At 37.8% G+C, this 25774-nt stretch carries 19 protein-coding genes; 9 read left to right on the forward strand and 10 right to left on the reverse strand.

What is annotated here, in order from left to right; all coding sequences use genetic code 11:
• Positions 1–56 precede the first annotated feature (56 nt).
• A complete protein-coding gene (locus M1D52_RS02305) occupies positions 57–872 on the reverse strand; it encodes a helix-turn-helix transcriptional regulator (RefSeq protein ID WP_437393877.1) in 816 nt (271 codons plus the stop codon).
• 286 nt (positions 873–1158) lie between these two features.
• On the opposite strand from M1D52_RS02305, the gene M1D52_RS02310 reads away from it, so the two are divergent.
• The 7 genes from M1D52_RS02310 (at position 1159) to M1D52_RS02340 (ending at position 9807) form a co-directional block, all read left to right on the forward strand.
• Complete coding sequence (locus M1D52_RS02310; protein WP_437393876.1) at positions 1159–1362, forward strand: DUF1493 family protein; 204 nt, start codon at positions 1159–1161, stop codon at positions 1360–1362.
• A gap of 355 nt (positions 1363–1717) precedes the next feature.
• Positions 1718–2242: a hypothetical protein gene (locus M1D52_RS02315; RefSeq protein ID WP_437393875.1), complete on the forward strand. Its 525-nt coding sequence runs from the start codon at positions 1718–1720 to the stop codon at positions 2240–2242.
• A 494-nt stretch (positions 2243–2736) separates the two neighbouring features.
• A complete protein-coding gene (locus tag M1D52_RS02320) occupies positions 2737–4263 on the forward strand; it encodes a rhomboid family intramembrane serine protease (protein WP_437393874.1) in 1527 nt (508 codons plus the stop codon).
• 193 nt (positions 4264–4456) lie between these two features.
• On the forward strand, positions 4457–4993 hold the full coding sequence (locus tag M1D52_RS02325; protein ID WP_437393873.1) for a hypothetical protein: 537 nt from the start codon (positions 4457–4459) through the stop codon (positions 4991–4993).
• A 25-nt stretch (positions 4994–5018) separates the two neighbouring features.
• Positions 5019–5315: a hypothetical protein gene (locus M1D52_RS02330; RefSeq protein ID WP_437393872.1), complete on the forward strand. Its 297-nt coding sequence runs from the start codon at positions 5019–5021 to the stop codon at positions 5313–5315.
• 239 nt (positions 5316–5554) lie between these two features.
• Positions 5555–7156 carry a hypothetical protein gene (locus M1D52_RS02335; RefSeq protein ID WP_437393871.1) on the forward strand — a complete coding sequence of 534 codons (1602 nt, stop codon included), beginning with the start codon at positions 5555–5557 and terminating at the stop codon, positions 7154–7156.
• A complete protein-coding gene (locus tag M1D52_RS02340) occupies positions 7156–9807 on the forward strand; it encodes a phospholipase D-like domain-containing protein (RefSeq protein WP_437393870.1) in 2652 nt (883 codons plus the stop codon). The genes M1D52_RS02335 and M1D52_RS02340 overlap by 1 nt, the downstream gene beginning before the upstream one ends.
• Before the next feature lie 255 nt (positions 9808–10062).
• On the opposite strand, the gene M1D52_RS02345 is transcribed toward M1D52_RS02340, so the two are convergent.
• From M1D52_RS02345 to M1D52_RS02385, 9 genes are all read right to left on the reverse strand, one after another.
• The gene (locus M1D52_RS02345) at positions 10063–11250 is read right to left on the reverse strand and encodes a S1 domain-containing protein (protein WP_437393869.1); all 1188 of its coding nucleotides are present in this window, start codon (positions 11248–11250) and stop codon (positions 10063–10065) included.
• 2 nt (positions 11251–11252) lie between these two features.
• Complete coding sequence (locus M1D52_RS02350; protein WP_437393868.1) at positions 11253–13712, reverse strand: N-6 DNA methylase; 2460 nt, start codon at positions 13710–13712, stop codon at positions 11253–11255.
• Positions 13713–13899: 187 nt separating this feature from the next.
• Complete coding sequence (locus tag M1D52_RS02355; RefSeq protein WP_437393867.1) at positions 13900–14481, reverse strand: hypothetical protein; 582 nt, start codon at positions 14479–14481, stop codon at positions 13900–13902.
• Positions 14482–14491: 10 nt separating this feature from the next.
• Positions 14492–15847: a restriction endonuclease subunit S gene (locus M1D52_RS02360; protein ID WP_437393866.1), complete on the reverse strand. Its 1356-nt coding sequence runs from the start codon at positions 15845–15847 to the stop codon at positions 14492–14494.
• On the reverse strand, positions 15848–17314 hold the full coding sequence (locus M1D52_RS02365; RefSeq protein ID WP_437393865.1) for a type I restriction-modification system subunit M: 1467 nt from the start codon (positions 17312–17314) through the stop codon (positions 15848–15850). It abuts the gene before it with no gap.
• Positions 17315–17411: 97 nt separating this feature from the next.
• Positions 17412–20654: a type I restriction-modification system endonuclease gene (gene hsdR / locus M1D52_RS02370; protein ID WP_437393864.1), complete on the reverse strand. Its 3243-nt coding sequence runs from the start codon at positions 20652–20654 to the stop codon at positions 17412–17414.
• 184 nt (positions 20655–20838) lie between these two features.
• Positions 20839–21789 (reverse strand): CBASS system CD-NTase-associated NAD(+) hydrolase Cap12, encoded by a 951-nt coding sequence (gene cap12 / locus M1D52_RS02375; protein WP_437393863.1) that lies wholly within the window; start codon positions 21787–21789, stop codon positions 20839–20841.
• A gap of 1 nt (position 21790) precedes the next feature.
• Positions 21791–22849 (reverse strand): nucleotidyltransferase domain-containing protein, encoded by a 1059-nt coding sequence (locus M1D52_RS02380; protein ID WP_437393862.1) that lies wholly within the window; start codon positions 22847–22849, stop codon positions 21791–21793.
• Between the two features lie 608 nt (positions 22850–23457).
• Entirely contained in the window at positions 23458–24474 is a 1017-nt protein-coding gene (locus M1D52_RS02385; RefSeq protein WP_437393861.1) for a helix-turn-helix transcriptional regulator, read from the reverse strand.
• Between the two features lie 237 nt (positions 24475–24711).
• On the opposite strand from M1D52_RS02385, the gene M1D52_RS02390 reads away from it, so the two are divergent.
• Both M1D52_RS02390 and M1D52_RS02395 read left to right on the forward strand, forming a co-directional pair.
• Positions 24712–25089, forward strand: coding sequence for a hypothetical protein (locus M1D52_RS02390; protein WP_437393860.1), 378 nt, complete (start codon positions 24712–24714; stop codon positions 25087–25089).
• Positions 25090–25112: 23 nt separating this feature from the next.
• A complete protein-coding gene (locus tag M1D52_RS02395) occupies positions 25113–25610 on the forward strand; it encodes a hypothetical protein (protein WP_437393859.1) in 498 nt (165 codons plus the stop codon).
• Positions 25611–25774 lie beyond the last annotated feature (164 nt).

Raw genomic sequence — 25774 nt, forward strand, 5'->3', positions numbered from 1 at the left:
CTCAAAGGTAGCCATCGTTTACAGAACAAAATAGAACGAAATTAACATGTAGCTGGTTAAATTAATAATCTGCGATAAACCAAGGGCGTGATATGATACAAAGCTTTAAAAGAACGAATAAAATGACTTTGATCAGCAAAGCCACATTGTACAGCTATGGTTGTAAGTGAAAGATGCGGATCGGGTAATAGGCTAAGAGCTTTCTGCACCTTTAGTGCACGAGTATACTCGCCCAAACTACAGTTAAAATGCTTAGAAAAGTCTCTTGATAAATGAACGGGATGAATGTCAAGGTATTGAGAAAGAGAAGATAGCGTCAATTGACAATCTATAGGAGTATCATGCAACAACTCTCTTATCTGTTTTACCCATACCGGTTTTTTATTTTTTCGCTGCTCATTGTTAATATCCCCCGCTGCGGTAGTAAACAGGTTGACCAATAAAGTGTCAACATGTAACCGCGAATTAATGCCGTCTAACTTGGTTTCCTTTACAATGCTGTACATCAGCCGGATAAGCTCCGGATGTTGTAAGTGGATACTGCCTTGCAACATGTTTTTATTTAAACCATAGGAGTTAAACCATTCAGGTGTCAATTCTATATGAAATCCACGGGTAAAACCTTTAGGCTTGATATTGTAGTGTGCTTCCTGCCAATAATGAAAGAGGAGGGTTCCAGGTGTACAATGATATACTTCTTTTTTGTTGCCTTCTACCACAGCACCCTGTAAGATAAATGTAAAGTAGGCATTTTCGTGATAGTGCCAGTCTACATACTCATGAGTATATTCGGTATCCGTAAACGTTAATCCGCCAAACCTTAGTGTTTGGTTCGTTTGTCCAAAAAACTCACCGCTATGCAGGATATTCATATTTTAAAATTAACGAAGATAATATGGAAATTAACCATATTGTTCGAATTTCTCAAACTTATAATCGAGAATCACGCAAAAATTCTATCTTACAACAAAGAAATTCACACAAGAACTAATGAAAACCTTTAATATCTATATACCCGCTAGATTCTACTGGACCCGCACCCGTATTATTTCATGCGAATTGGCTGCTATTAATCACGTAATTCATCACAATTTCTTTCTACATTTAAGCAATCAAATTAAAGCTCGAAGGTGAAACATAATATAGGCGTGTACCGATATGAAGAATGGCACTGACTTAGCTGAACGATTATTTCTCTTTGTCAAATACGAATTGTGCGTAGATGACGAAGAAATAAGTATGGATACACGACTAGAAGATGACCTAGGAGTATATGGAGATGATGCGGTTGACTTTATAGTGAAATATAGCGAGACACTTAATGTAGATGTATCTGACTTTAATATAAAAGACTTTTTTTAGCCCGAACAAGACCTTCTATCCAAATTACTTTTTATGAGCGGGTCTTTGAGAAAGCCTTTTACAGTAAGAGATTTATATAATGGTATTCTTGAAAAAAGCTTGACGTTTAAAATCGACTGAGCACGCGGATAGAAAATAGTGTGCTCCATCGCTAAAAATTATGTGTAAGATTAGAATAGTTATGTGTAAGTAGAAAGGCTATTCATGTAAATATCAGAAGAATTTCCAAAATCAATGGGATAAAATACTCTTTTTGATCGTATTTTTTACTAAATCTATTACGGTGGAGTTCCAAATGTCAACAATATTTTGAAATATATTGATCAACGCTTTTCTAGTTATAAATATATCAAAGATGTCGAATTGGTTTATGCAACTCAATAAAAGAACAGTAATCTGTACGATAGGTTTCCTGATTATCACAGTACTGGTTTTAATGTTCGCTCTGCGAACCAAGGAACTGAATGTAGACAAACAGATTAACCAATCATATCAGGAAGTTGACACCGTTCCCATGCATCTGCCTCGGCCACTTTTTGATATAGATTATGATGAAGTTATTTTTGCGCCCTCGTATACATGGAGAGATGATTTCCAAAAGCTAGATGGCTACTACTGGAATTTGCTTATGCCTGAGCGTATTTCACTGCATGCTATGGGCGACGGGCATGTCATTGCTCTGTTTGTTAGGAATAAATGGGTCTTTGGCTTTGCAAAAGTACCAAATCAACCAATAGATTTCGGCGCTTTATGGAATACGAACGGATTCGTTGGCTTTATACCGTTTAGCAAAAAAGAATTTGAAGCATTGTATTATAAAAAAGTGAAGGGACGGGGCGCTATTCCGGTGATAAAAAATCATCGAGATGCAAAATTATAAGAAGTTCATCGGAAGCCCGCGAATCCTCGCAATGCAGGTCAATTTTGTGTACGTCTGCTAGTTTGATTGCCTTGCCTTCAATAGTGAAACAATCCTTGCCAAACACCAAGTAGCCATCCATTTGGCCGTGAAGTGTTTGATAGGATACATAGCAATAAACTATATAGCCGATATTCGCAATAAGTCCAATAGTAAGTACAACTGAAATCAGCCTTTCGGTAAGGAGTGCATGCTCTCTGCAAATCCATATCAAGAACATCCATAAACCCTGAATCCCAAAATACATAAGCCAAACAGGAAATCTTTTCTTATTGTCCGGTTTAAAGATTACAAAGGAAGCAAGCATATGTAGTTTAGGATATTTCTTTATCGAAGATAAGAGTAAACAGGCATCATTCAAATAGAGAATGTCGCGAACTAAAATGTTTACAAAAATATATTCCTAAATTAAAAATCATTAAATTCGAATAAGAAACTTAAACTGCTTTTATTCTTTGAAAACGTACCTTGTTAAACTGAACGTTATTCTTCCTGCATTTTTTGCCATTGCTCTATTCGCCATTCAGGGGTTACTCTTAATTCGTTGGTTTTTTACTATGTATTACCCAATCATAGATATTCAGGAAGAATATTGGGAATATTGGTTGCCAATCTGTTGCACGATATTGCCTTCAGTCATTTGGCTGAGACCGAAATTGAGGATCTTAACGTTTAATGATCGCGAGCGAGGTAGCTTCTTTTTCCAATTGCTAGCGTGGTTTCCCATTGCGATTTGTGCTATATTTTTGCAGTCATATTTTACAACCGTAAACGGCAAGTTGTCAACCGTTGATAAAGTCGAAGATATAACGAAACTCGAGCCGACTCGATACTATATTATCAAAAACTTCGAAGTAGATAAACGTGCGGCAAGAGCGGAAGTAAAAGTATACACCAGTGGAAAGCAAAGGCAATACTTAAATTTTAAGATTTATTTTGCAATACCATTACAGCCTAAGGGATTCGATACCGCTCTACCAACGTATTGGTATGCCTTATCATTTGACCATCGGATTGACAACTATGTCAGCGATGAAGAAAAGCAAAGACGGTATGAAACATTTCTAGAGGTGAGCCACGCCAAACTAAATCGCTACGAGTTTTATGATCTAGACCATTTCGAACGTTTACCCACTTCCCAGGATAAAAAAATGTACCTCCGGGCGATAATTCAGAACGAGCGCCAGTCCGATCGGGGTAACTATGTAATTCTGAAGCCAATCAAAGAAGCGTATGCCGATCGGAACAAGAACAAGCCTTTATGGGCTTTGAATGCATTTGGGATAGGTTTCTCGATATTTCTTTTCGCTCTTATCTGGCCTAAGTACAATCCCGAAGAACATAAAAGGCTAAGAAATAAGAAGGGTAGTAACAAAAACGATTATAAGTTATTCTTAAGCTATTTTTCACCCCATCATCCACATTTTGTTACTCATATGCTATTAGTCGCTAACTTAGCTGTTTTTATCCTAATGGTAGGCCAGGGAGCGGATATTATATCTCCTTTAACAGCAGAGCTTTTTTCTTGGGGTGGTAATAGAAGAGATGCCGTGTTAGCAGGCCAATGGTGGCGGCTTATCAGCAGCCTATTCGTCCATGGCGGAATTGCGCACATCGTAATGAATTTAGGTTCATTATGGGTAGGGGGTGTTTTTTTGGAACCGGTTTTTGGAAAAGCTAAATTTCTAACTTTATACCTCTTATGCGGCATTGCCGGAGGCCTGTTGAGTCTTTATTGGCATCCCTATAGCACAATTGTAGGTGCTTCGGGAGCGATATTCGGTCTTGTCGGAACGGGTATCAGCCTGTCATTGTTTACTAAAGCTTTCCCTAAAGAACTTAGAAAAACTGCACTGGTTTTGTTGTTAGTATATGCAACTATCGGACTATTGATGGGATTGGTAAGTGATGTAGACAATGCTGCTCATATAGGAGGGTTGGTGGCAGGTTTAATTCTAGGATATGTTCTTTACAAGAAGTGATTTTAACGAAGGCATTCTTTAATTTAAATCAAACAAGCCGATTTTTTATTGCACATCTATTCTTTATTTATAAATTAGCGTTGTCAAGCTAAATATTCATAGAGTTCATTAAACTAATCTAAACCATAACACGTGCTGCTGTAATAAAGAGCATCGTTGAGACATCCAGCGCATTATTTTAAAACCTGCACCAATGAAATTTATCAACCGAAAGCAAAAAGCAATCATCCAGTTAATCGCATGGCTCCAGATGATCGGAGGTATAACCGGACTCTTTCTCATGGCGAAACTGTTGCTGCAAACCGGACAAATAACCGGGCCGATACTTTTAATTTTTATTTTAGGTATTTCCCTCTTCATATTTTCTATTTTCGCAGGACGCGATTTGCTGAAGAGTAGCGAAAAGGAAAATCATTTCACCTTAACGATCATCAACCAAATATTACAGATTGTGCATGGCAGCATGCTCGGTTGGGGGTTGGAATATACTTCCGGGGCTAACCTTTCTTTCGGTGTAGAAGCAACCGAATTGAAATTCAATATTTCATTAATTATGTCCACCTTTCAGATGAGTGTCAATTCTGATAATGCTTTCGCGTTACATATAAATCTATGTGCCATCTTTATCATTCTAGCACTTGTTCACTTTAAAGAAAGACGGGAAGAAATAAAAGAAATTAAAGATAACTATGTAGAAGAAAAAGTTTCAGATGTTGATCTGTTAAGCTAGCTCCAAGTTATGGCATAGATAGATTATGAAAACCTTTGATATCTGCATACCCGCAAAATTTTACCGGACCCGCACCCGTATTATTTACGCCATTATAACTGTGCTAATACTGGCATATGTAATAGTAAAATATTTGTTCTTAATCCCAGAGGGAGAACCGATATACAAGTGGCTCGGCTATACAAGTTTTGGTACACTTGCGTTTGGCTTTATTGCTGCTGTTGTAAGTATACCGAAAATTAAACCAATAGCAGGGAAGTTGGAAGGTGTTATCCGGTTTCAGGAAGAAGGAATTTACTTAGCGGAGATGCCATACGGTTAACAACGAATCGTTTCTGAAGATCGTCACCGAGTCAAGGGAAAGATATAGACTGCCATAGGCACTGTCAAGAAGGCCCACACCCACCACGAGTTCCGAATCCAACTTCTTTTGCAGGCCGCTGCAGGCAAATAGCTTCCGGTTCAATTCATCTCCGCGTAAAAAGCTAAAAAACTAATCTAGATAGTTTATTTTGTAAATTTGAGAAATATAGGTTACTAATAAATCAATAGGAATTTTTAATGGGAGTATTACAAAAAGGCAAATCAAATTATCCATTTTGGGGAGCATCAATAAATCTAATCACTGGACTTGATCCTTTAGGACTTCAAACAACATCAGAGGCTACCTATGCCACTATGTTGCCAGGTATTTCTAACTTGACAAACCGACTTCGCTATTATGGTTTTTATTGCTGGCTGTTAGATTTTTATTTCAAAAATGAAAAGCAAGGGAACTCGAAACAACAATACCGTTTTATCCGCAGAGCTGAATTGATGATTGCTATAATTATGCAAAGCGAGCGTAAAGGAGTTCAACAAATAACAGGAAGCAACTTTGCATCAAACCTAATTAATACAACTAAAGAAACTTATTTTGACTTAGCCGAAGGAGCAGACAAGGACAACACTGACAAAAACGTTTATTGGAAATATCCGTCCGGTGCATTCGGACAATATTATTACGGAGCAATGCAGGCACTTTCCTTAATTATTACAGCAGTAAATGATGATGGAGATGTTATTTATAACATCAGTAAACCACACCCAAGACAAAAAGTTTCTGGGAAACAATTAGCTGAGGCTTTTGATGTTTCATTGTCACCACAAATAAAAGAGCTGTTTTACAGTAATATAAAAAAAGGAAAACTTTACCAATCTGATATCTCAGAACTGATAAAATATTTTGCGATTGACACAATAGAAACAGAAAATGCCGAATGGCAACTATATGTGGAAATGCTTTTGGACAAAGACGAACCAAGTCAAGAAATGGAAGAACGGTTTACTTTTCACAGAAGGGAAACAATTTTGTCGCTCTTAAATACAGCTGTTAAAAATGGAAATAATTATGACTGGCGTAGATTTCTATTAGAAAGTTACAGAAATAAATTGGGCACAAGTAGTAATCCTGAAACGGAAACTAATATTGGTTGGTACTGCTACCACTTAAATGAGTACTGGCAATACAGTTGTGGAGCAATATTTGGGGCTGTATTACAACACCTTTGCGACTTTCAACAAGACCAATATCTGCCATTGTTTGTAAAGGATTTTTCACGCAGCATTACAAATGAAATATGCAAAGGACTAAATCATGCCAGAGAACCAACAAATTTACTCACAGAAATTTTGGAGTTAATCCCTGACACAGAAGACGAGGAAAACATCAAAAAGGAAATTGATGCAACAAACGACCCTGTTATAGTAGCCAAAAGTGGCTTTATGCTTTTGCTTCAAATATTCAAAAATAATAGAGAGCAACTTCATCCATTAAAAGAATTTATGAACAGAAAAAAGATAGAAAGGGATGGGAATATGGTTGATGGCATCTTGACAGTTCACACAGCAGAAAGCGAAACACTTCAAGATTTTGTAGAACAATTTATTTTACGCAAAATTATTTACAGGCACTCAATGGTTGCACTCAGAAAAATGGGCAACGGCTCACAGGCTACCCACAAATTTTTTATTGAGGAACAATACATCCGTGTCATAGACACATTTCCTCCGAGAAACACTTCGCCAAGAATGAATGCTTTACAAAACATCCTGTTTGATTTGCAGGTAATCAACGACCAAAAGATTTTATCGCCATTACATAAAAAACTTTTGGTTGACTGATGACACTAGAAAGAGAAAACATATTAACATTGATTGGAAGTAGAAGATACCATTCTGCAATTCTTACAACTTTTAGCTTTGATTTTTATTTTTTTGAAATAAAAGCAATGAAATGGTTGCGTTCTTGTGGCGTGAGAAACATCAACGTTTTTATTGACGGACATTATTATTCAAAGTTAATGGAACAAGCCACAGGAGAAGAAATGCAACTCTCTCCGGGCTATTCACTTTACCCCGTTTTTCAAAAGTCGGTATTCCATCCAAAAATTTGGATGTTGTTTGGTGAAAAAGAAGGGTTGCTAATTGTTGGTTCTGGAAACCTTACAAATTCAGGAAATGGCAACAATGATGAGATTTGGGGCGCATTTCATTTTGATATTCGTTCAACTGAAAATGCATCAATCTTTTCATCAGCTTGGGATTATCTATCAACGTTTTCATCGTCAGTTAAGGGACAGATGAATGAAAAAACTACAAAATGGATACTTGAACATTCTAAATGGCTGAATGAATTACCAAAAACAAAACCATTTCAATTTTTCGAAACGTCGCAAAAAGAGAAGGTTGCTTTCCTGTTTAATACTGAAACAACTTCTATTTGGAACGAACTTTCAAAACATCTTAGCAATGCGAAAGTAGTTGAAATAACTGCCATTTCTCCATATTATGACAAAAATGGCAAAGTATTACAAGAACTCAATCATCTTTTTCCTTCAGCAATAGTAAAAGTTATATTGGATGAAAGTGGTTTAATCCCTTCTACAATGCAAGTGAGCAAAGCATTTACATTTTACGATTGGTGTGATGCAGGCGTAAGCAAAGTGCAATATGCAAAATCTGGAAACTCAAAATCAAAACTTCACGGGAAAATTATTCATTTCAAGACAAAAAATGGCAAAGAATTTTGCTTGTTTGGCAGTGCCAATATTACACCTGAGGGCTTGGGATTATTAGGCAAAAATTCAAATGCAGAAGTTTCACTTCTTGTTCAGTCAGAAAAAGGGGGATTACTAAATCAATTAGGCATAAAACTGAAAACAAGCAATAGTAAAAGCCTCGATGAATTTGCAACGGCTACAAATAAATCAATTTATGAAACTATATCCGAGAACAATCAATTTGAAGTACAGTTGCTTTGTGCAGAGATGATTTATGATGAATTTATACTTCATTCGAATGGTACTTATAACGATGAATTCAGGGTTATCTTCTTCGATAAGCAAAACCGATTTTTGTATTCCAAAGCATTTTCAAATTATGATAAAGAACTAAAAACAAAACTCAATTTAAAATTAGGCACTTTCCGATATGTGCAATTGAGAAATATTAATGACGAGAGTATCTCTAATAAACTTTTGATTTCAGATTATTTCCTTTTGGCGAAAACGCATCCTGATCCAAAGACAGAGAAAATTGAAAAAATTTATAGCGAAATTCAAAATGGAGAGCTAAGCAAAGTTCTAGACTTGCTACATTATGCAATCTTTGATGAAACAGAAAATGAGACAGGAGCTAGCTTTTTAGACAGTAGAAGAAATACGGTTACAAAACTGAAAGAAGACAAAGAACCTGAAAAACTTTACGACCTCTCTTCTTATAAACCAATAGACAATTCAGGATTTGAAAAAAACCTTCTACTTTCTTCTCTTTCTCTACGTGTTTTAGATGTTTTAATGTTCGTCAACTTAAATGGAATTTCAACAAATAAGCAAGCTGATATAAGTATTGATGAACAAGAAGACGATTTAGGTAAGATAGATGGAAATGAGGAAGGAGAAGTGGCAACGGTTCGTAACCTCTCTTTTGCTGTGCTTAAATCTGAAAAAAGAAAGTTAATAAGCTACTTTAATAATCTTTACGATAACCAGCAAGAAATTCTTTATGGAAGTAATCGTCCAGAAGTATACAGGCCTACACTTACAGATTTAACCAAGTATTTGATTGCTATTGAGTTGATGGCTGAATACGGAGGAAAGTCTGAAAAATATGACGAACAGGGCACACAGCATTTTTTTAGTTATTTGCCGTTTGTGGATAACTATGATAATAACAATGTAAAAGGTTGCTGTTTAAACTTAATTGGTGGCTTTTTGATGCTGGCAAGATGCGGATTTAAAGAGTATGAATTTGACTATACGAAAACGAAGATTGAGGAATTAAAAAAGGAAGCACTTGTAAGTACAATTGTTTGCTTAATAAACAATCGATGGAAAGCTGATGAATTGCATTACTTTTTTACGATGACTTTAAATGCACTCCATTATTTAGGTTGCAGGAATGTCGATGATTTCAATAACAACTTCGCAGAGTTAAAAACCAAGATTAATAGTAGAATTTCTCGGTTGAAAGACAGGATTAAAGGATTTGAAAAGAACTTAGAGATATTTTACGCAAAACTTTGTCCATCGTTTATAAAAGTAATTGAACAGCTTGAAGATAAGAACTTTGATACATCCGCAGGTCAAGGTCAAATTATTTACAAATCACCTTGGGGCTATACCTACGTTCAGTCTGTAACAAAAACGAATGATTTTAGTTTAATTAGACCAGGCTTTTTGTGGGATGATAATAAGAAAGATTACATTAAGCATAGGCCAGACAAAATATATTTACCTCTAAAACTTTCATCATTTATATGTACTGATTTATAGAGCTCAAAAGAAAATCGGATTGGATAAATCCAGCTAGAGCATCCTAATAATATCACTCACCCAAATCAACGTTACAAGATTTCGGATGCTGGGAGAAGGTATCTAGCGTTCATAAAACCGAAAATTTAGCTAATAAAGCCACCAATGAGGCAAAAGTGCATTATTTATAGTTTGATGGCGTTGTGGCCCACCAAAATGGAATTTCTGCCGATATAACGTTTATCATAGCAATGTGCTTGAAAAATATGTAAGAGTTTAAATGCCTATTTCAACTCGTTTAACCCTATTTTTTAATTCCCTAGTGCGGTTGTCTATATATTCCTCAATTTCAACCTCCACTGGCATACCTTCACTTAAAGAATGATTAGTAACCAAATGTGGCGGAATAAAAATGTTATCTCCGATTGTATCAGGTTTGAAAAATGCAAATCCCTTTTGGGTATTTATATTGATGACTTTGCCATGAATCAGTTCTGCCTTTGGTTTAGTTGCTTGGGTTGATATTTCCACCACTTTCACCCAATTCCCGGCTTTTGGATTACCATCCACATAAATTTTAAACCATGCCAGTACATCTAAAAGCTGAAAGAACACACTCTTAAAAAGAAAAGGCGTTTTGATTGTCTTTACATATAAGTCAACGTCGGATCTGTGTGAACCTGCTTGCGTTACTGACAAAATGCCCCGCAAGTAGAAGGCAATTTGTTTGGGGAGGTGTGTTTCTCCTAAATGCTGATACCCCTTTTCGGAAAAAAGTGAACCATCAGAACTTTTGCCTGCCAAAAACTTACTGCTTTCGTTCAAAGCTACACTAGGTGTAACAAATTCAATAGGAAGTAAATTGTATTTGTTGAAGGCGATAAAAAGGTCTTCAACCACTTTCCTAATGGAATTAAAGTGATTGTCAATGTTGGTTTCATCGTTGACTTTCAACAGGCTTAAAATATCCTGTCCTGCAAGTTCGCCTATGTATTTTTCTGTGCAAACATCAAAAACACGTTTGTAATTGTGCCGAATCTGAGTGTCTTCCTGGATGGCTGCAGCAAACTTTATGTCAGAAAACAATCGATCAATCTCTTCATCACTGCCCTTTTTGTAAACTTTGGCAAAAACCTTATTGAAGGTTTTATCCTCATATGCTTCCGCTTGTCCGGTTAGGATGAATATTTCAAATTTCTTTTTTAATTGGAGCAATCTCTCTTTGGCTCGATGCACATTGTATGTGTCTTCAGAGCCTTTAACATCGTCTTCGTTTTCAAAGAATTTGGCATCAAGCAATACGCCATCATATAAAGGGTAATTCCTTTCCAACTCATTCATACCACTATTTAACGACTTGAATGGCATCAAATTAATGCCATTTCTCTTTGCACGGCCTTTAGTGCCAGTAAGCGTTTCATGCTCATCGTCTATCCACAAAATATTATAGAATATTTCTTCCATAATCAGCTAATCAGTTTAATTGGGAATTGAAATTTGAACTTAACCAAAAAGAAAGGATCTTCGTTCAATGATAGAATCCAGTCCGGATTATTAAAATCAGTTGCAATTCTGTGTATATCGTATCCGCCTAAGCCACTCCCGTTATTTGAATCGGCTGTCGAGTATTTAGTTATAAACTTCTCTCTGTCGAAGTTCTTTGGAAATGGTTTACCGTTGTTTTTGATCTCCATAGTAAGAGAGTCATCAACCTCGGTTAATTCAATAACTACTTCGTTGCCTGGAGTTTTCTTTTCAAAAGCATACTTGTTCGCATTTGTCAGAATGTTATCCAGTAATGTCTTGAAAAGCGTCTTATTGGCATAGATACCTCTTTCTTTCAGCTTATCACCTTTCAGTAGGAGCTTCTTTATTTTGAAGTTAAATCCGTTATTTGACAATTCGTTGATGATACTATTGATATCGGATAGTGAAACTACTTGCTTTGCATACTCAGATAAAACAAATCCGTTCTCACCCTTTTCAAGCACATCAGTGATGAAGTTTACATCACGCTTGATTTCTTTTAGAGCAGAGATAATATCAATATCATAGAATTCGAAAAAGGCTTTGTTCAATGCTACAAAACCTTCTTTTTCCTTATTTAAGAAATCCAGTAAGTTGTCAGACCAATCAAGAATATTTTGTCTAGGTCTGCCCAGGGTATGTTTCAACGAAGCAAATTCATTGAATTGCTTTATAGCCTTGCCATGGGCCAATGCATTACGCTCTTGTTGGAGACTTTTAATTTTGTCCGACAACTCGTAAATCCCTTGAATTTTAGCTCGTTGTTCTTCTATTGAAGGAAGTTTAATTACGACCTCCATCAAATCATCGCTACGAATAAAAGGCATCGAAGAACCCAAACGGTATGATTTAAGTTGCTCCTGCACATAATCGGCATGAAGCTCGTTGACCAAATAGGCTTTGTCGATTATTGTTTCATTAACCGTGAAGGATAAAATATCCTGACTTCTGAAAATAGGTTCGCCTTTGAATTCAAAAAGTGTTGGCTTTAGGGTTTTCCAACGGACTGCTAGGAGAAGACAAGATTCTGAAACAAGATGAATGCCATGTCGTCGCAATTCGGTTTCTTCCATATTAGAAACATCAAGCGTAAAATCAATTTTATCGTCTTTTAAATCACGTATGCGAATTAGTTTGCCTGTTTCGGGAAGGTCGCCTCTTTGACCTCTAACTAACTTTAGAATATCACCAAGTTTTGCACCGTCAATTTGCTTTTTGAAATAGCGTGCCACACTGAGGTTGTAATCGTTGTCACGGATTTGCTCATTGTAAACAATCCGAACAACGTTTTCATCGCCTTTGTCACTATGGATTAAGCTGTTTAGGCCATGATCATTCAGTACCTTTTCTCTAGGACCCTTTTCAATTACAAACTTCTTGGCATCAACGAATTTTACTCTACCGGGCAACTCCTTGGCTTTTGCCAGTACCAAAATGATTAATGGAATTCCTGTGTTTAATAATAAGCCACCGGGCAACGAAATAATCGAGTCAATTAAATCCTTTTCAACCAGATGTTCCCTTAAACGTTGCTCTTGCATACCTCTGAAAAGGAAGCCTTGCGGTAAAAGTGCAATTAACTTACCGTTTTGCTTCAAAGATTTTACACCCTTTTCAAATAAAAACTGCTCGATTGTTCTAAGATCGGGTTCAATATCTTTGTATTGATGTCCAAGTCTCATTCCGAAAGGAGGGGTGGAAAGAATTAAGTCAAATTTTTCTGACCGAGCTGGCCAATGTAATATCGAATCGTCACAGACGTATCTTGAGTTATTTAGTCTCTCGTACGCCATCATTCTCAAAGCGCCTAAAGCCCATGCTTTTTGATTAAGCTCTTGTCCCAAGTAATCATGACCTTGGTTAATATAAACAGCAAAGGAAGCTAAGCCGGCAAAAGGATTGAACACTTTGGCATCTTTTTTTAAATCAGCCAAGCCACACATAAAACGAGTTAGTTCAAGTGGCTGAATAAACTCACCAGCATATCTTCCTTGGGATTGCGAAACCCTATAGATAACATTGTCAATTATACCAGCAAAATTGTGCCTAAGAATTTCTTCCTCCATTTGAAAAATAAGGAAAGAAAAATAATCCATGGGTTCGCTAAAAACTACTGACAAAGAACCACTTAGCGCATCAATAATCAATAAATAATACTGCTTAGCCTGTTCATTTAGCTCTGAATTTAAAATATGTGTTCTAAGATCAGGTATGCCAAAACCAGTAATGAACGATTTTTCACTGATTAAACCGTCCTTATATAAGGATACAAACAGAAGAACGATTTGTAATAAGTCTTCTCTGTTATGTAATTTCTGATTACTTCTAAACGCATCAAAAACGCCAAAAATCTTGAACGAGATAGCATCTGCTGGATTTGAATATATTTTATTCGCCATAGTTCCGATTATTTAATGATTATCGTGCAAAAATCCGGTTTATCTGTGCACAAGAAGTGCATAGTTGAATTATGTTATTAAACATATCGTGTCCTCGGTACATTGGGCCACTCGGCTAAAAAATCTTTTAATAGTTGATATCTTGGGTCGTTCATGGTTTTATTTTAAGTGATCTATTTGATCATCTTTACATTTTCTTTTTCTCGTTAGTGATACAATAATTTCGGAGTAATTCGTAGAAGTACAGATCAAATGTTAAATGTGCCTTATCTCCAATGTAATCAATCATAATACAAGGTCTATATGTCCTGTCGCCTGTTGGTATATTTGTCATTTCTATGCTTGTCGCATAAATACGCAAATCCGATCCACTAAGCATACGAGATGTCTTATCATCCGGATCAGACAATGACATTTCATAAATAGCCTTTAGCAACCTTAAGTGTTGTTCCTCTAAGCCATTAAATGCCCGCCATACTCTATCATTATGTTCTTTTTCAATTGCAAGATTTTTAGCAATATTTATTTTCTGTTTGTTGTATTGCTCAACCTTTTTTTGCCTTTTGTTTGAATAGTATTTCGAAACAAAAAACGTAATGATAACAAAGATAAGCGTGAGCCACAGGTCTATCTGGTATGTAAGTATATCGCTTAATATAGGGAAAAGCTTTCCTACCCAAATTATTCCACCGATAATTCCCGCTGAAATCACCTTACTCCATACAGGGTCTTTCCATACTCCTTTTATCCAATGGATGATTGCTTCCATGATTTGAGGACTATATATTTCTATTTTTCTTTTGTCCCTTTACCTCTTTCTTCAACACCAAAATCTCTTCCAATAAATCTTTGGCATCGCCATCACTTGGAAGCTGTGGAACCAGCTCGCCTTTCAAGGCTTTGTTTAATATGGCCTGTGGTAACTTGTCGACTTTGCGTTTAAGCTCGTGATAGCGAGCTTCGATAACATCGGTCTTGGTAAATAGGCTTTCTACTCGCCGGACGATTTCTTGTTGTTCTTGGAGAGGTGGAGTTTTATATAGTAAATTTTTTAATATCGTCTGCGTTAAAAATAGCCGGGTTGACCCCTTACATTGTTCTTTCAAATCTTCCATAATATCTGGATCAGCTTTAAACATCCAACAAAAAAATCGGCTATTGATAACCTGTTTGTCCAATGAAATCTTTAATAGGTTTGTTGAAATAAACCCATTATCGCATTGTTTAGGTAGAATACATAATTCCCCAACTGTCCCCGATCTTGAGATAATAATATCGCCGCCATTAACTTTAAATGAACTTAGGTCTATTGCTTTTTCTTCAGATATAAAGATCTTATTTTTACCTGTGAATTTTCCATCTGATCCTATACTTTCTATTCCCCATACTGGTAAGCCAGCAAGCTTATGATCAGTCTTCTTTAATGCACTACCGAATGGGCCTGTCCTAACATCTTTTCTAAAATCATTCACTAATTCATAAATTGTCAGAATTTTCCACTTTTCAATATTTTTACCTTCTCGCCATTGCTCAGTAAGCTTCCCAGTAACCGCCTGCGTCAACACCTGCTGCCGAAAGGCTTTTAGCAATTGTTGAATACGGTCGAGCGCTTGTTTTATTTTCTCGTGCTGCGCAAAAAGTTTATCGAGCTTAGCGACTATGCGTTCTTGTTCGGGGAGTGGAGGTAGGAATAGAGGGTAAGCGTTAACTAATTTCGGTCTTGCTCTGGTCAAAGATCCTCCGACACCAGAGACTTCGCTCTGTAGCAAAGTTCTAAATTGCTTAGATTGAAATTGATATTTTAAAAATAGGGAATTGATTAATTCATTTCCAATGACTATCCATTCTGACGATGCTATCTTTCTAAATTTCGAGTAATCGCCCACTACCCAAACGCGATTAATTCTTGGATTGATTTTACAGACGAGGACATCTCCGCGCTCCACTAATTGCTTTGAACTTTTTATATCTTCTCCCAATTGAATCTCTGGCTGACCGGTTTCGAAAATTGGAACACTGTATAGCTCAAATCTCTCTTCGGGAAAACTCGAAGGTTCAATATTTTTTGTTACAGAGCGTTGATTTACAACACCAAATTCCGTTTCTACCCATCCCTTTGGCAATGACTTTTCCATTTAACTCAGCTCCTTTATCAAATCTACTAGTTCTTTATTTATTGCCTGCAGTTCAAGCATGGCTTCTTTCGCGATATCAATCGGATCACCTAGGTCTTCGCCATTGCTCAATGAACTGTCGGCGATCAATCCAATATCCAGGGAATCCCCTTTGGCGGCAATAACATCTCGAGAGAATACCTGCCAGCGATTATCATCTTTGGCTATCTCAGCGCGTTTAGCTTCATCGATATCGCCCTCCCACTTTTCTTTCACATCATCGATAGAAATACCTCCGGTGTAAGCCTTCACAAAATCGGCAAATGCTGCACGTGTAAACGGCGTTCGCTTACCAAAGCTGGGTGCATTGGTGCGCATGTCGTACACCCATACATTTTTGGTGTTTCCGGTTTCGGTCTTGCCACGGGTGAAGAACAATACGTTCGTCTTGACACCTGCTGCATAAAAGATACCCGTAGGTAGACGAAGTATCGTATGTAAATTGCATTTGTCCATCAGGTCTCGACGGATTTTCAAACCATCGCCGTCTTCAAACAGCACATTGTCTGGTAAAACTACTGCAGCGCGTGCTTTGCTGTTTTTTTTGAGTGAGCGATAGATGTGTTGCAGGAAATTCAACTGCTTATTAGAGCTGAGGAAAGTTAGATCCGTACGTGTCGGACGTTCACCTCCCTTTTTCGTACCGAAAGGTGGATTGGCCAATACCCCATCGTAATTTTTAAAAGCTTCGCCTTCCTGACTAAGCGTGTCGGCTAAAGCAATCGACGATTCTATGCCGTGCAATTTGGCATTCATCAAGGCTAAACGGTGAGCATCTTGCACCAACTCGCAGCCGGTAAAAGCTTCGTACTTTTGAAAGTGTCTTTCCTTCTCGCCCAACGTAAAATAATTATCCGTTTTCTGTTTGAGGTAATGGTCCGCAGCGATCATAAAGCCGAAGGTGCCTGCTGCGGGGTCGTTCCACCGTTCGCCGATTTTGGGTACGACCAAGTCGACCATCACATTGATTAAAGGGCGTGGTGTAAAATATTGGCCTGCACCAGATTTCTTTTCATTGGCATTTTTCTCCAGCAGCTCTTCGTAGATCGTAGCTATCTGATCTTTTTCGGTGTCCTCAAACCAATCGATGCCATCAATGGCCGTAACCAACGTACGCAGGTTAACAGGCTTACGAAGCATACTGGAGGCGTTGGTATAAATCTCTTTGATGGTCGCATTGTCGGTCTTCGATGAAATCGTCGCCAGCAATTCACGATAGGTGTCGTATAGCTCCTTATTATCTTTTATAGCTTTGAATTTGTCCCAACGGTATTCTTTCGGGATTTCCTGATCAAACTTCCGAACCTCAGATAATTTGAGGAAGAGGATATATGTCAATTCATTTAGGTATTGGTGATAGGTGACTCCATCGTCACGTAGGACGTTACAGAGGTTCCAAAGTTTTTGTGCAATTTCTTCTGCGCTCATTTTTTATGTTGTCGTATTATTTGTATCCATTAAATTGTTTCTCAATATAGTTTTAGATCCCTTCTAAGTCGGAACATACTTAAAAAGTATTGTTCAGCTAGGCCGTTTGATTACCGTTATACATGTAGGCATTGATTTTCTGCAAAATATCCGGCAGGTGGTTCTCAAATCTTTTATTGATCCTTTCAAAACCTCCGATTTCTGAAAAGGGTTCTTTATCCAGATCTTCTATGGTGACGATGGTCTCCGCGATCATTTGCTTCTCAATGCGTTGGAGCAGATTTTTCTGTGGTACAGTCCAGTTCTGTTCTTTATACAATTTCTCAAAAGCCTGCTTGACCCGATCTTCCAGGCTTACCAACGCTGAGCCTAACAACAGCGTTCGTATATAGGCTATAATATCGGCTGCCACGTCTTGCTTTTTCGCATTTTTCCACGCTTCGCGCAAGGTACGAACCGTATACCCTTTTGTATCCAACAATAGGATCAGTTCTTTTAAATCGCTACGCTTTAATTGGGTAGGCGACGTTGCGATCAATTTCAACGCGGCTATCTCATTTTGGTTTCCCTCCAGGAATTGCTTGAACCCTTCGATATAATCTTCGGGCTTTTCAGTTTTTCCATAACCAACGGTCACATCCCTTAACACATCTGCATGGTTGGAGTAAAATTGATGAGCAGGTGTTGGTCTAAACTCGTCGAGGTATTGCCAGAGCTCATTCGTTTCGGATAGCAATTTGATCTGTTCAGCAATAGGCTTGTCTCGAACGCTTAGAATAAAATCATCCAATGAATCTTCTCCGGTGAAGTATTTGATTTTTTCAGCGTCCAATCCTGCGGCACGTTGCTTCCGTTGTAATTTAGCGATGATCTGGTCCACTTGCTGGGCGGCTCTTTCTTCAGTTTGTATGTATTGGAATTCACGGCTTAATGTACTGAAATCGGCTGAGGGGTTGACCACCAGCGGTTTCATTTCTGTATAGTCCTTGATGCTTTCATAGATGTTGACCGCATCAAAAACCCGAAAACTCTCCTTATTGATCTCGGGACACAGCCGCGTGGCACGGCCGATCATCTGATCATAGAGGATGCGCGAGCGTACCCGACGCATAAATACCAGATTGCAGATGGCTGGTACATCGATACCGGTGGTCAGCAAATCTACGGTGACGGCAATATTTGGGTATTTCTCGTTCTTGTAACGTTTGACCTTATCCTCTGGCTGGTCGGATTTGCCGGTAATCTTGGCTACCGCATCATCTGGTATCGGGATACCCGCTTCGTTAAATTCTTCTTTCAGGATTTTGACGATCATATCCGCGTGTTCGTCTGTCGCGGCAAAGATTAGGGTTTTCGCTTCCCCGTCTGGGTCAATATGATTCACCAGTTCCCGGAGCACCGTGCGGTTAAAGTTCTCGGTAATAACGCGCTTATTGAACCCCGAAATATCAAACTTGAGCTCATCGTCCAATTCATCAAGCTCTACGATTTGATTACCTTCTTTGTCGTATACCGTAGGTTTTTCGCCTTTCTCCCAGACAATCCCTTCCTCGGACAGTTGGGTTGTAATCCTGATCGGCGGATCCTGATCCACCAGATAACCGTCCAGCACCGCCTCCCGCAAACCATAGTTGAATACCGGTTTATTGAAAATTTCCGTGGTATGCAATGCCGGCGTGGCTGTCAACCCTACGGCAAAGGCATCGAAGTAATCAAGCACCTGACGGTACTTACTGACGTAATCGTCCTGATCCTTGAAATAGATTTCTTCATCATCCATTTCCTTATCCAACAAATACCCACGGTGCGCTTCATCAACGATAATGCAATCATACGCATCTATACTTAATGCTTTATCTTCACTGTCACCATAATATAGCCTTTTGACCATGCTTTGCACCGTTGCAAAATGGATGCGGCTATCGATATCCGGCCAAGTGGTTTTCAACCCTTCAATATGGTAGATATCGTTGAAGCTCTTGAGATCATCCACTTTATAATCTTTAAAACCGTCTAAAGCTTGCTTAGCCAATAAAGTACGATCTACTAAAAACAAGATACGTTTGAAACGGTTGGTTTGTATGAGCCGGTAAGCGAGTCCAATAATGGTACGCGTCTTGCCTGTTCCGGTCGCCATGGCCAATAATGCCCGGTCCACTTCGGGATGATTAACAACGACACTTTCTACAGCCTCAATGGCCTTGATCTGGTAGTCACGCAGACTAAGCCCCGTTTTCGATTGCAAAAAATCTAATGAATTTGCTTGCAATTTTTTATTAGCCAGGGCTATATCCTGTTCGAATTTCTTTCGTAAGTCATCCGGACTATGGAATCCTTTAATGGATTTGGAGTTGTTGTATGGCTCCCGCACATCGAGGTACCATATACCACTTTTTGTCGCAATCTGTTGGAGGTATTCCCTTCCATTGGTGGAGTAAAGGAAGGGCACTTTATAACCTTGCCATTCTCCCAATATTTCAATTCCTTCCTGTGGAATAATGTTCAGCGCGTAGCGCTTGCTTTGATCCAGATTGGTAGAAATGTCTTGTCCGTATTTTTTTGCCTCGACCACGCCATACAAGCTGGTACCAATAAACAAGGCATAATCCGCATATCCACCTTTTACCGGCCATTCAGCTATAGCCATATTCCGGCCTTTTTCCGGTTGTGCTTTATGGATCTTGGCATTCAGCAATTTTGTATCGGCTTCCCAACCCATCTTCCGCAAGTTGACATCGATGAGCTCACGCGTTTGCGCCTCGTCCATATCTAATTTAGAGGCGGAGCGTTTTGCGCGCTCGGTAAAGGCCTGTCTTTGTTCCTGGCTAACTGTTTTCTGTTGTAGAAGCAATTGGTCGTATTGTTCTTTTAGCGCTTTGTTTTCTTCTTCCAACAAATGTAAAGCATAGCGCGCATCGAGATTTTCCGGTTTATGGAATTTGATATCGGCAATATTCCTGTTCTTAACGGAATAGGATTCGTAAAACCATTTACCTAGTTTGAATGCTGAAAAAAGCGACGAAGTCGCCTCGTCAGTGGTGCCTTTATATTCATGAACGGCATCATTTCCTTGTTTCCGAAGAATGGTAAAATAATCGTAGACATTACTGGGTAATATACCTTGGTTTCGGAGCTGGTACACCAGGTTTTGGAATTTACTATCTTCGGGCAAGTCCATGCCGTAGGTATCAAATATCTGCTTGGCCATGTATTCTCCATACTGACGCAATTTGAATAATGACGTCGTTGGATCTTGATATAGGTTATATTCCGCTGCTTTTGCCAGATTAAATAGTAACGGGAATTCTTCTTCTAAAAATTGGAAACTGGTTTCGGCCATGCGTTATTATGGTTTCATACGTTCATTGCAACCAAATATAGTGAAAAAGCTCTTTTTATGCGATTTAAAAGCAAAGACAACCGTTCATATGCCTTGGAAAATTGTTCGTGCAATTATGTCATATACATATACCTATTCATTGTGTGTTTTTTAAAAAACTGACAAACAATTGGTTTTGAGACATTTACTTCAGGTCCCTTTCATTGATAACCGTTGTTAAATTATTGTAACCATCCCGGAGAGCAAGCTTATTCAGCGTATAAATGAACCTGTCAAATTCCCTGTTCAAAATAGATTCATAGTCCTCGGACATAGCGTTAAAGTCGTGCGGCAGTAAATTGGAAATTGCATAATTAATTCCAGACAAAACCGTAGGAAAGTCTATAACAAATAATTTTCCATCTTTAACCAAGATCTCTACATCGATATGTCTAGGTCTGCCCAAATAATCAAAAGTCAGCTTCTTCGTTTGAAACTTCTTTTTCAACGTCTGAAACTGGCTATTTACGTCAGATGTCAATTTTTCTGGAATGATGATTTTTATTATACAATCCTCATATTTTTTCCCATCGTCATTTACGATTCCGTTGTTTTTGATTATGTGTAGACAAGTTGGCTTTACAAAGTTTTCATAATAAACGGCTGCTAGGGTCGAAGAGGGGAAAAAGTTAATTCCGGAATCGATTTGATTTCTGAATAAATCCTTAATTTGACTTATCGCATTGGTGAATGTATCCATTTTGTTTCTTTCAAAACGTGCCAATGAAATACCTTTAATATCTGATAAAAGCTTGATGTCTTTATCAATTAAAAAAGCGCAGTTATTTAATCCTAACCTTCCGATAAATAGTCCCAATTCGAATAATATGTTATCCCTTGGCTGCAGATATTCGTCTCCTCTAACTTCGACTTTGTCGTCCTTGGTGCCGATAAGAATCCCAAAGTCGAATTGCAAAGTAGCTCTAATCAGGTCGTTTAAATAATTGTTGTTAAGTTTAAAAATAGATTTTTCCCATACATCTTCATTCCATATTGTCACTTCAAAGTCTTGTTCAAATTCCAAAATAGTTTTTGCTGCATTTGCTAAGTCGAGCTCTTCGCTTGAAGACCCGATAAATATTTTTTTCTTTCTCATCTTATAATTGGGTTTTTAAATCATTTAAAACGAGGCTTACTTCATCCATCAAGTTCCTTAGGGACTGTAATTTTCCGGGATTATTTCTAAAGATATACTCTCTCCCATCTACGGAAGTTAAGTTATCCGCTGAATGTCCGTCAGTCGCAAGCTTAATAAGTTTGTTCAGAACTACACCCACAAGCATGTATTTATTTAAATTTTTATAGGTATTGATATCAATGTCGTAGCAAATAGCGTTAAAATCAAAGCTGCTTAGTTCAATTTCCTTATCACTATCAGCCTTAATGTTTTTCAGAAGACGAATCATTTTTTTTAATCTTCCCTGTGTATCGGCACTTCGGTCATTAATACGCTTTATACTTAAAAATGGATAATCGACATCTCCTTTTGAATGTAATTGTTTGTTATAGACCTGAATTCCACGATAATCATCATTTTTGTCATTGATGACAGATTTTACGTCGTCATACCAGTTCGCTATGACAATATCTACGTCACGCTTAAGATGTTGATTAGTAATCTTAATTGACTTAGGACGAGTAATATCGCAGATCTCATACTTGTCTTTAAGTTTATGCTCCGAATTTAGGCGATTTGCCCGTAGATCTTGAAGAGCAATATCAGTTCCGTAACTCCCACCTTGCAACTGACTTTTTAGACGATTAACTTGGGACTCTTTGAGATAGATCATTTGGTTGTAATCGGATAATGCTTTTTCAACACCGGCACGATCAAACGTATAGAACTTATCCGTAATGACCAATAAATCAATATCGCTAGTTCCTTTAATATGAGTATTAGTCATTACGGACCCCTGATACTTGTAAACAACATCGGAAAGTGTTTCTTTAAGATGATTTTTGACTCTTTCGCCTGCTTGTTTGCTTTTTTCAGTATATGCAGGATCCACTCCATTCATAGCCAAGGTTATATACCTCAATAGGTCATTGTATTGAACGGAAGAAAGTTCATCGGAAAAAGATTTCTCCAAAACTAAATTTTCTGGATTTGACCTTTGCTGGATGCTGGCAGCTAATTGATTGTAATTTTTATTCATAATTTAATGAGTAAAGTAAAAATATTTTCTCTTATTATTTTGCTAACTATTTAAGACAAAGATGAATCAATATTGTGCAGTGTATGTGCACACAAAAAAAGTGATTGATCAGGTATATAACCATAATGTTAGAATACTAAATCAACGTTTGCCTAGCTCCGTTGCATTATAGATGATTCTGACATGATTTTGAGTTTTAAGAAGGCTACGCTTACACCTCTTACAAATAAGAAATTCATATTTCTTATCGATAAGATATTTAGCTAACAACGATTTAGAGATTTTACACCTAGAACATTTGTCAATTTGATAAGTCGCCTCACCTTTTTTGCGTTTCAGGTATTTGTCCGCCTCGTGAATTAAAAGGCCTGTGCTAAATGATTCAATAATATTACGAGTTTTTAAGTCTAACAACTTTCCATCTTGATAATGGATGAAGTGCCCATTTAAGTATTGAAATCCAGGGTAATGGACATCGTTTAGGTGACTAAAAAAAGAAAGAAGGTCCTTATTGATTTCTAGGTTACAAATGGGACATAATGAAATAGTTTTCTTAGCCCGCTTTTTACGTTCGGTTGAGATCATAATGAGATTATAAAATACATCGTCTAGTTTTCAGTGGAATAATTCCCCAACATAGCAATCAACTTTTCCTTCATCGTGAATCGAACACTTTCGGGATCAATCACCTCTACAGCTTGCCCAAAACTTAGTATCTGCGCATAAAATTCGTAGTTTGGAATCACGTCCAGCTGTATAATCGTGTAGTCTTCCTTTTTTTCTAAGATCTTTTGAGAGGGGTGTAGCGGCTTAGAGTCGATATAAGGCCAAAGGCTCTTATTGATTTTGATCCGAACAAGTTGAGCGGTTAATTCGACAGGTTTACTTACGCCAATCAGATCTTCAAAATATTCATCTGGATGAATATTTGCTGGTTTATAAACTTCGTCATGCTCAACTGAAAAATCAATGATTCGGTCTAAGGCCAGGCTACTCCAGTTTTCAAAATCTTCCCGTTGACCGAATAAGAACCAGCGTTTGTTGTATTGCTTTAGGAAATAAGGATGAAGCAGAAAACTTTCTTCCCGATCCTGGTTGAATGACTGATATCGTATCCTTAGTACCCGTTTATCCTGGATAACTTTTAACAGATCGCCTAGGAAGTGTAGATTTTTCAGATATTCGTTTTGATCAAAAAATATACATTCATCCAGCTCTTCCAATTGAAAACTCTTTTTTAATTTCAAGGCCAGCTCTTGGACAAAGTCAAATTGTGGCAATCCTTTAAATCTTCCCAGCATATCCAATGTCGTTTTCAGAAGATCGGCTTCGACTGGATTGATCTGTTGCATAGCAAGCGAATAGCTTCTGTCTGAATAACGGTAGTAGGTCTTTTTCCCTTCCTTATAGGATTCGATCGGTGCGCGAAATCCGGCTTCACTGCGCATGAAATCCATGTCTTTGAAGATCTGTCTGCGTGATATAGAACCTTTTACGCCACTATATTCTTCGATGGCTGTCGATACGTAAACGATTAGATCATCGATGAAAAATTTTCGACCCTTATTGGAAAAGCACCGATCCAATGCTTCATAACGGATAATTGCGTGTTTATTAGTGGCCATATTGATTCATCTAGTATTTCATACGAAGATACGTTTTCCAATGCAGTGGACGTGCAAAGGTTCAGGGCGAAGTGTGTACATAGGATGCATAGTTCGTTTATTACTTTGTGTCATTATGGAAAGATAGCTGAGAAACATAAACGATAGGCAAAATAGCCAAGAATAAGTTTGTCGCATTACGGATTCCCGTAATATCAGTAGCTATCTATTAAATAGCTTTGCAAAAACATAAAACAGATGAATAAACTATTATTATTAAGTCTTTTGGTTCTATCTTTCACCGCTTGCCGTAGTTATAAATATGGTACAGAGGCTAATGCTCAAAAAAGTAACCTTACAATGGGCGTGGTTAAGAGCCAAATAAAAAAGGGGCAGACCTCGCAGGAAGAAATCCTAAAGCTTTTTGGTGCCCCTAACTTGGTCTCTAAAAATAAATCGAATAAAGAAGTTTGGAGTTATAACCGAATGTCTGTAGAACAGAAAGCAGGGTCCACTGATTTTTTTTCTGGACAGCGTGCCAGTCAAAGCAGTACCAGTAAATCTTTTGACCTCATCATTACTTTTAATGAAGACGACGTTGTATCTGGCTACTCCGTTGTATCAACCGCGTATTAACCATTTTAATTAATAAATTGTTTATGAAAAAAGTACTTTTACTATTATGCACTGTGGTATTATTAACATCTTGTGCCACCAGGATGATCACCAAATCACCGACCGAGGTTAAAATGATGACTACCAAACAATTTGAAGTAGATCGAGAGCTCATCTTTAAATCGGTCATGAGCTTGCTCCAGTCTGAAAGCTATATAGTAGATCGCGCGGATAAAGGAACAGGACTTATCAATGCAAGCAAACGTATTGAAAATAAAAATGCTGCCACCCAGCGATTTTTGCTCGGAACGGCGAAAGATGCTAGTACTTCTAAAGCAATGTTTTATATAGAAGAAATTAACGAAGGCTTAACCGAGGTAAAGATTACCATGTATGAAGGTGCAGAAACTAGTACTAACGGTTATTGGGGACACGTTAATAAAGATAATAAAGAAAAGATGATCTATGAGCCAAGGGTGTATCAAGAATGGTTTCAAAGCCTCCAAGCTGAAATAGAGCGGAGAATAGCATTAACATTATAAGTCGCTTGTTTGACGGTCATTAAAAAGGTATGTTCAGTACTATTGAACATATCTTTTTAGTTTCCCGGGTACCCTATATTGAATCTAGTGTTACCTAGCCTCTGTGTAGTCTGCTTCCTCTTACATATTTTCCCCATAAACCTCTCCAAAAAATGCATCTACCT

Source organism: Olivibacter sp. SA151, from assembly GCF_054130995.1.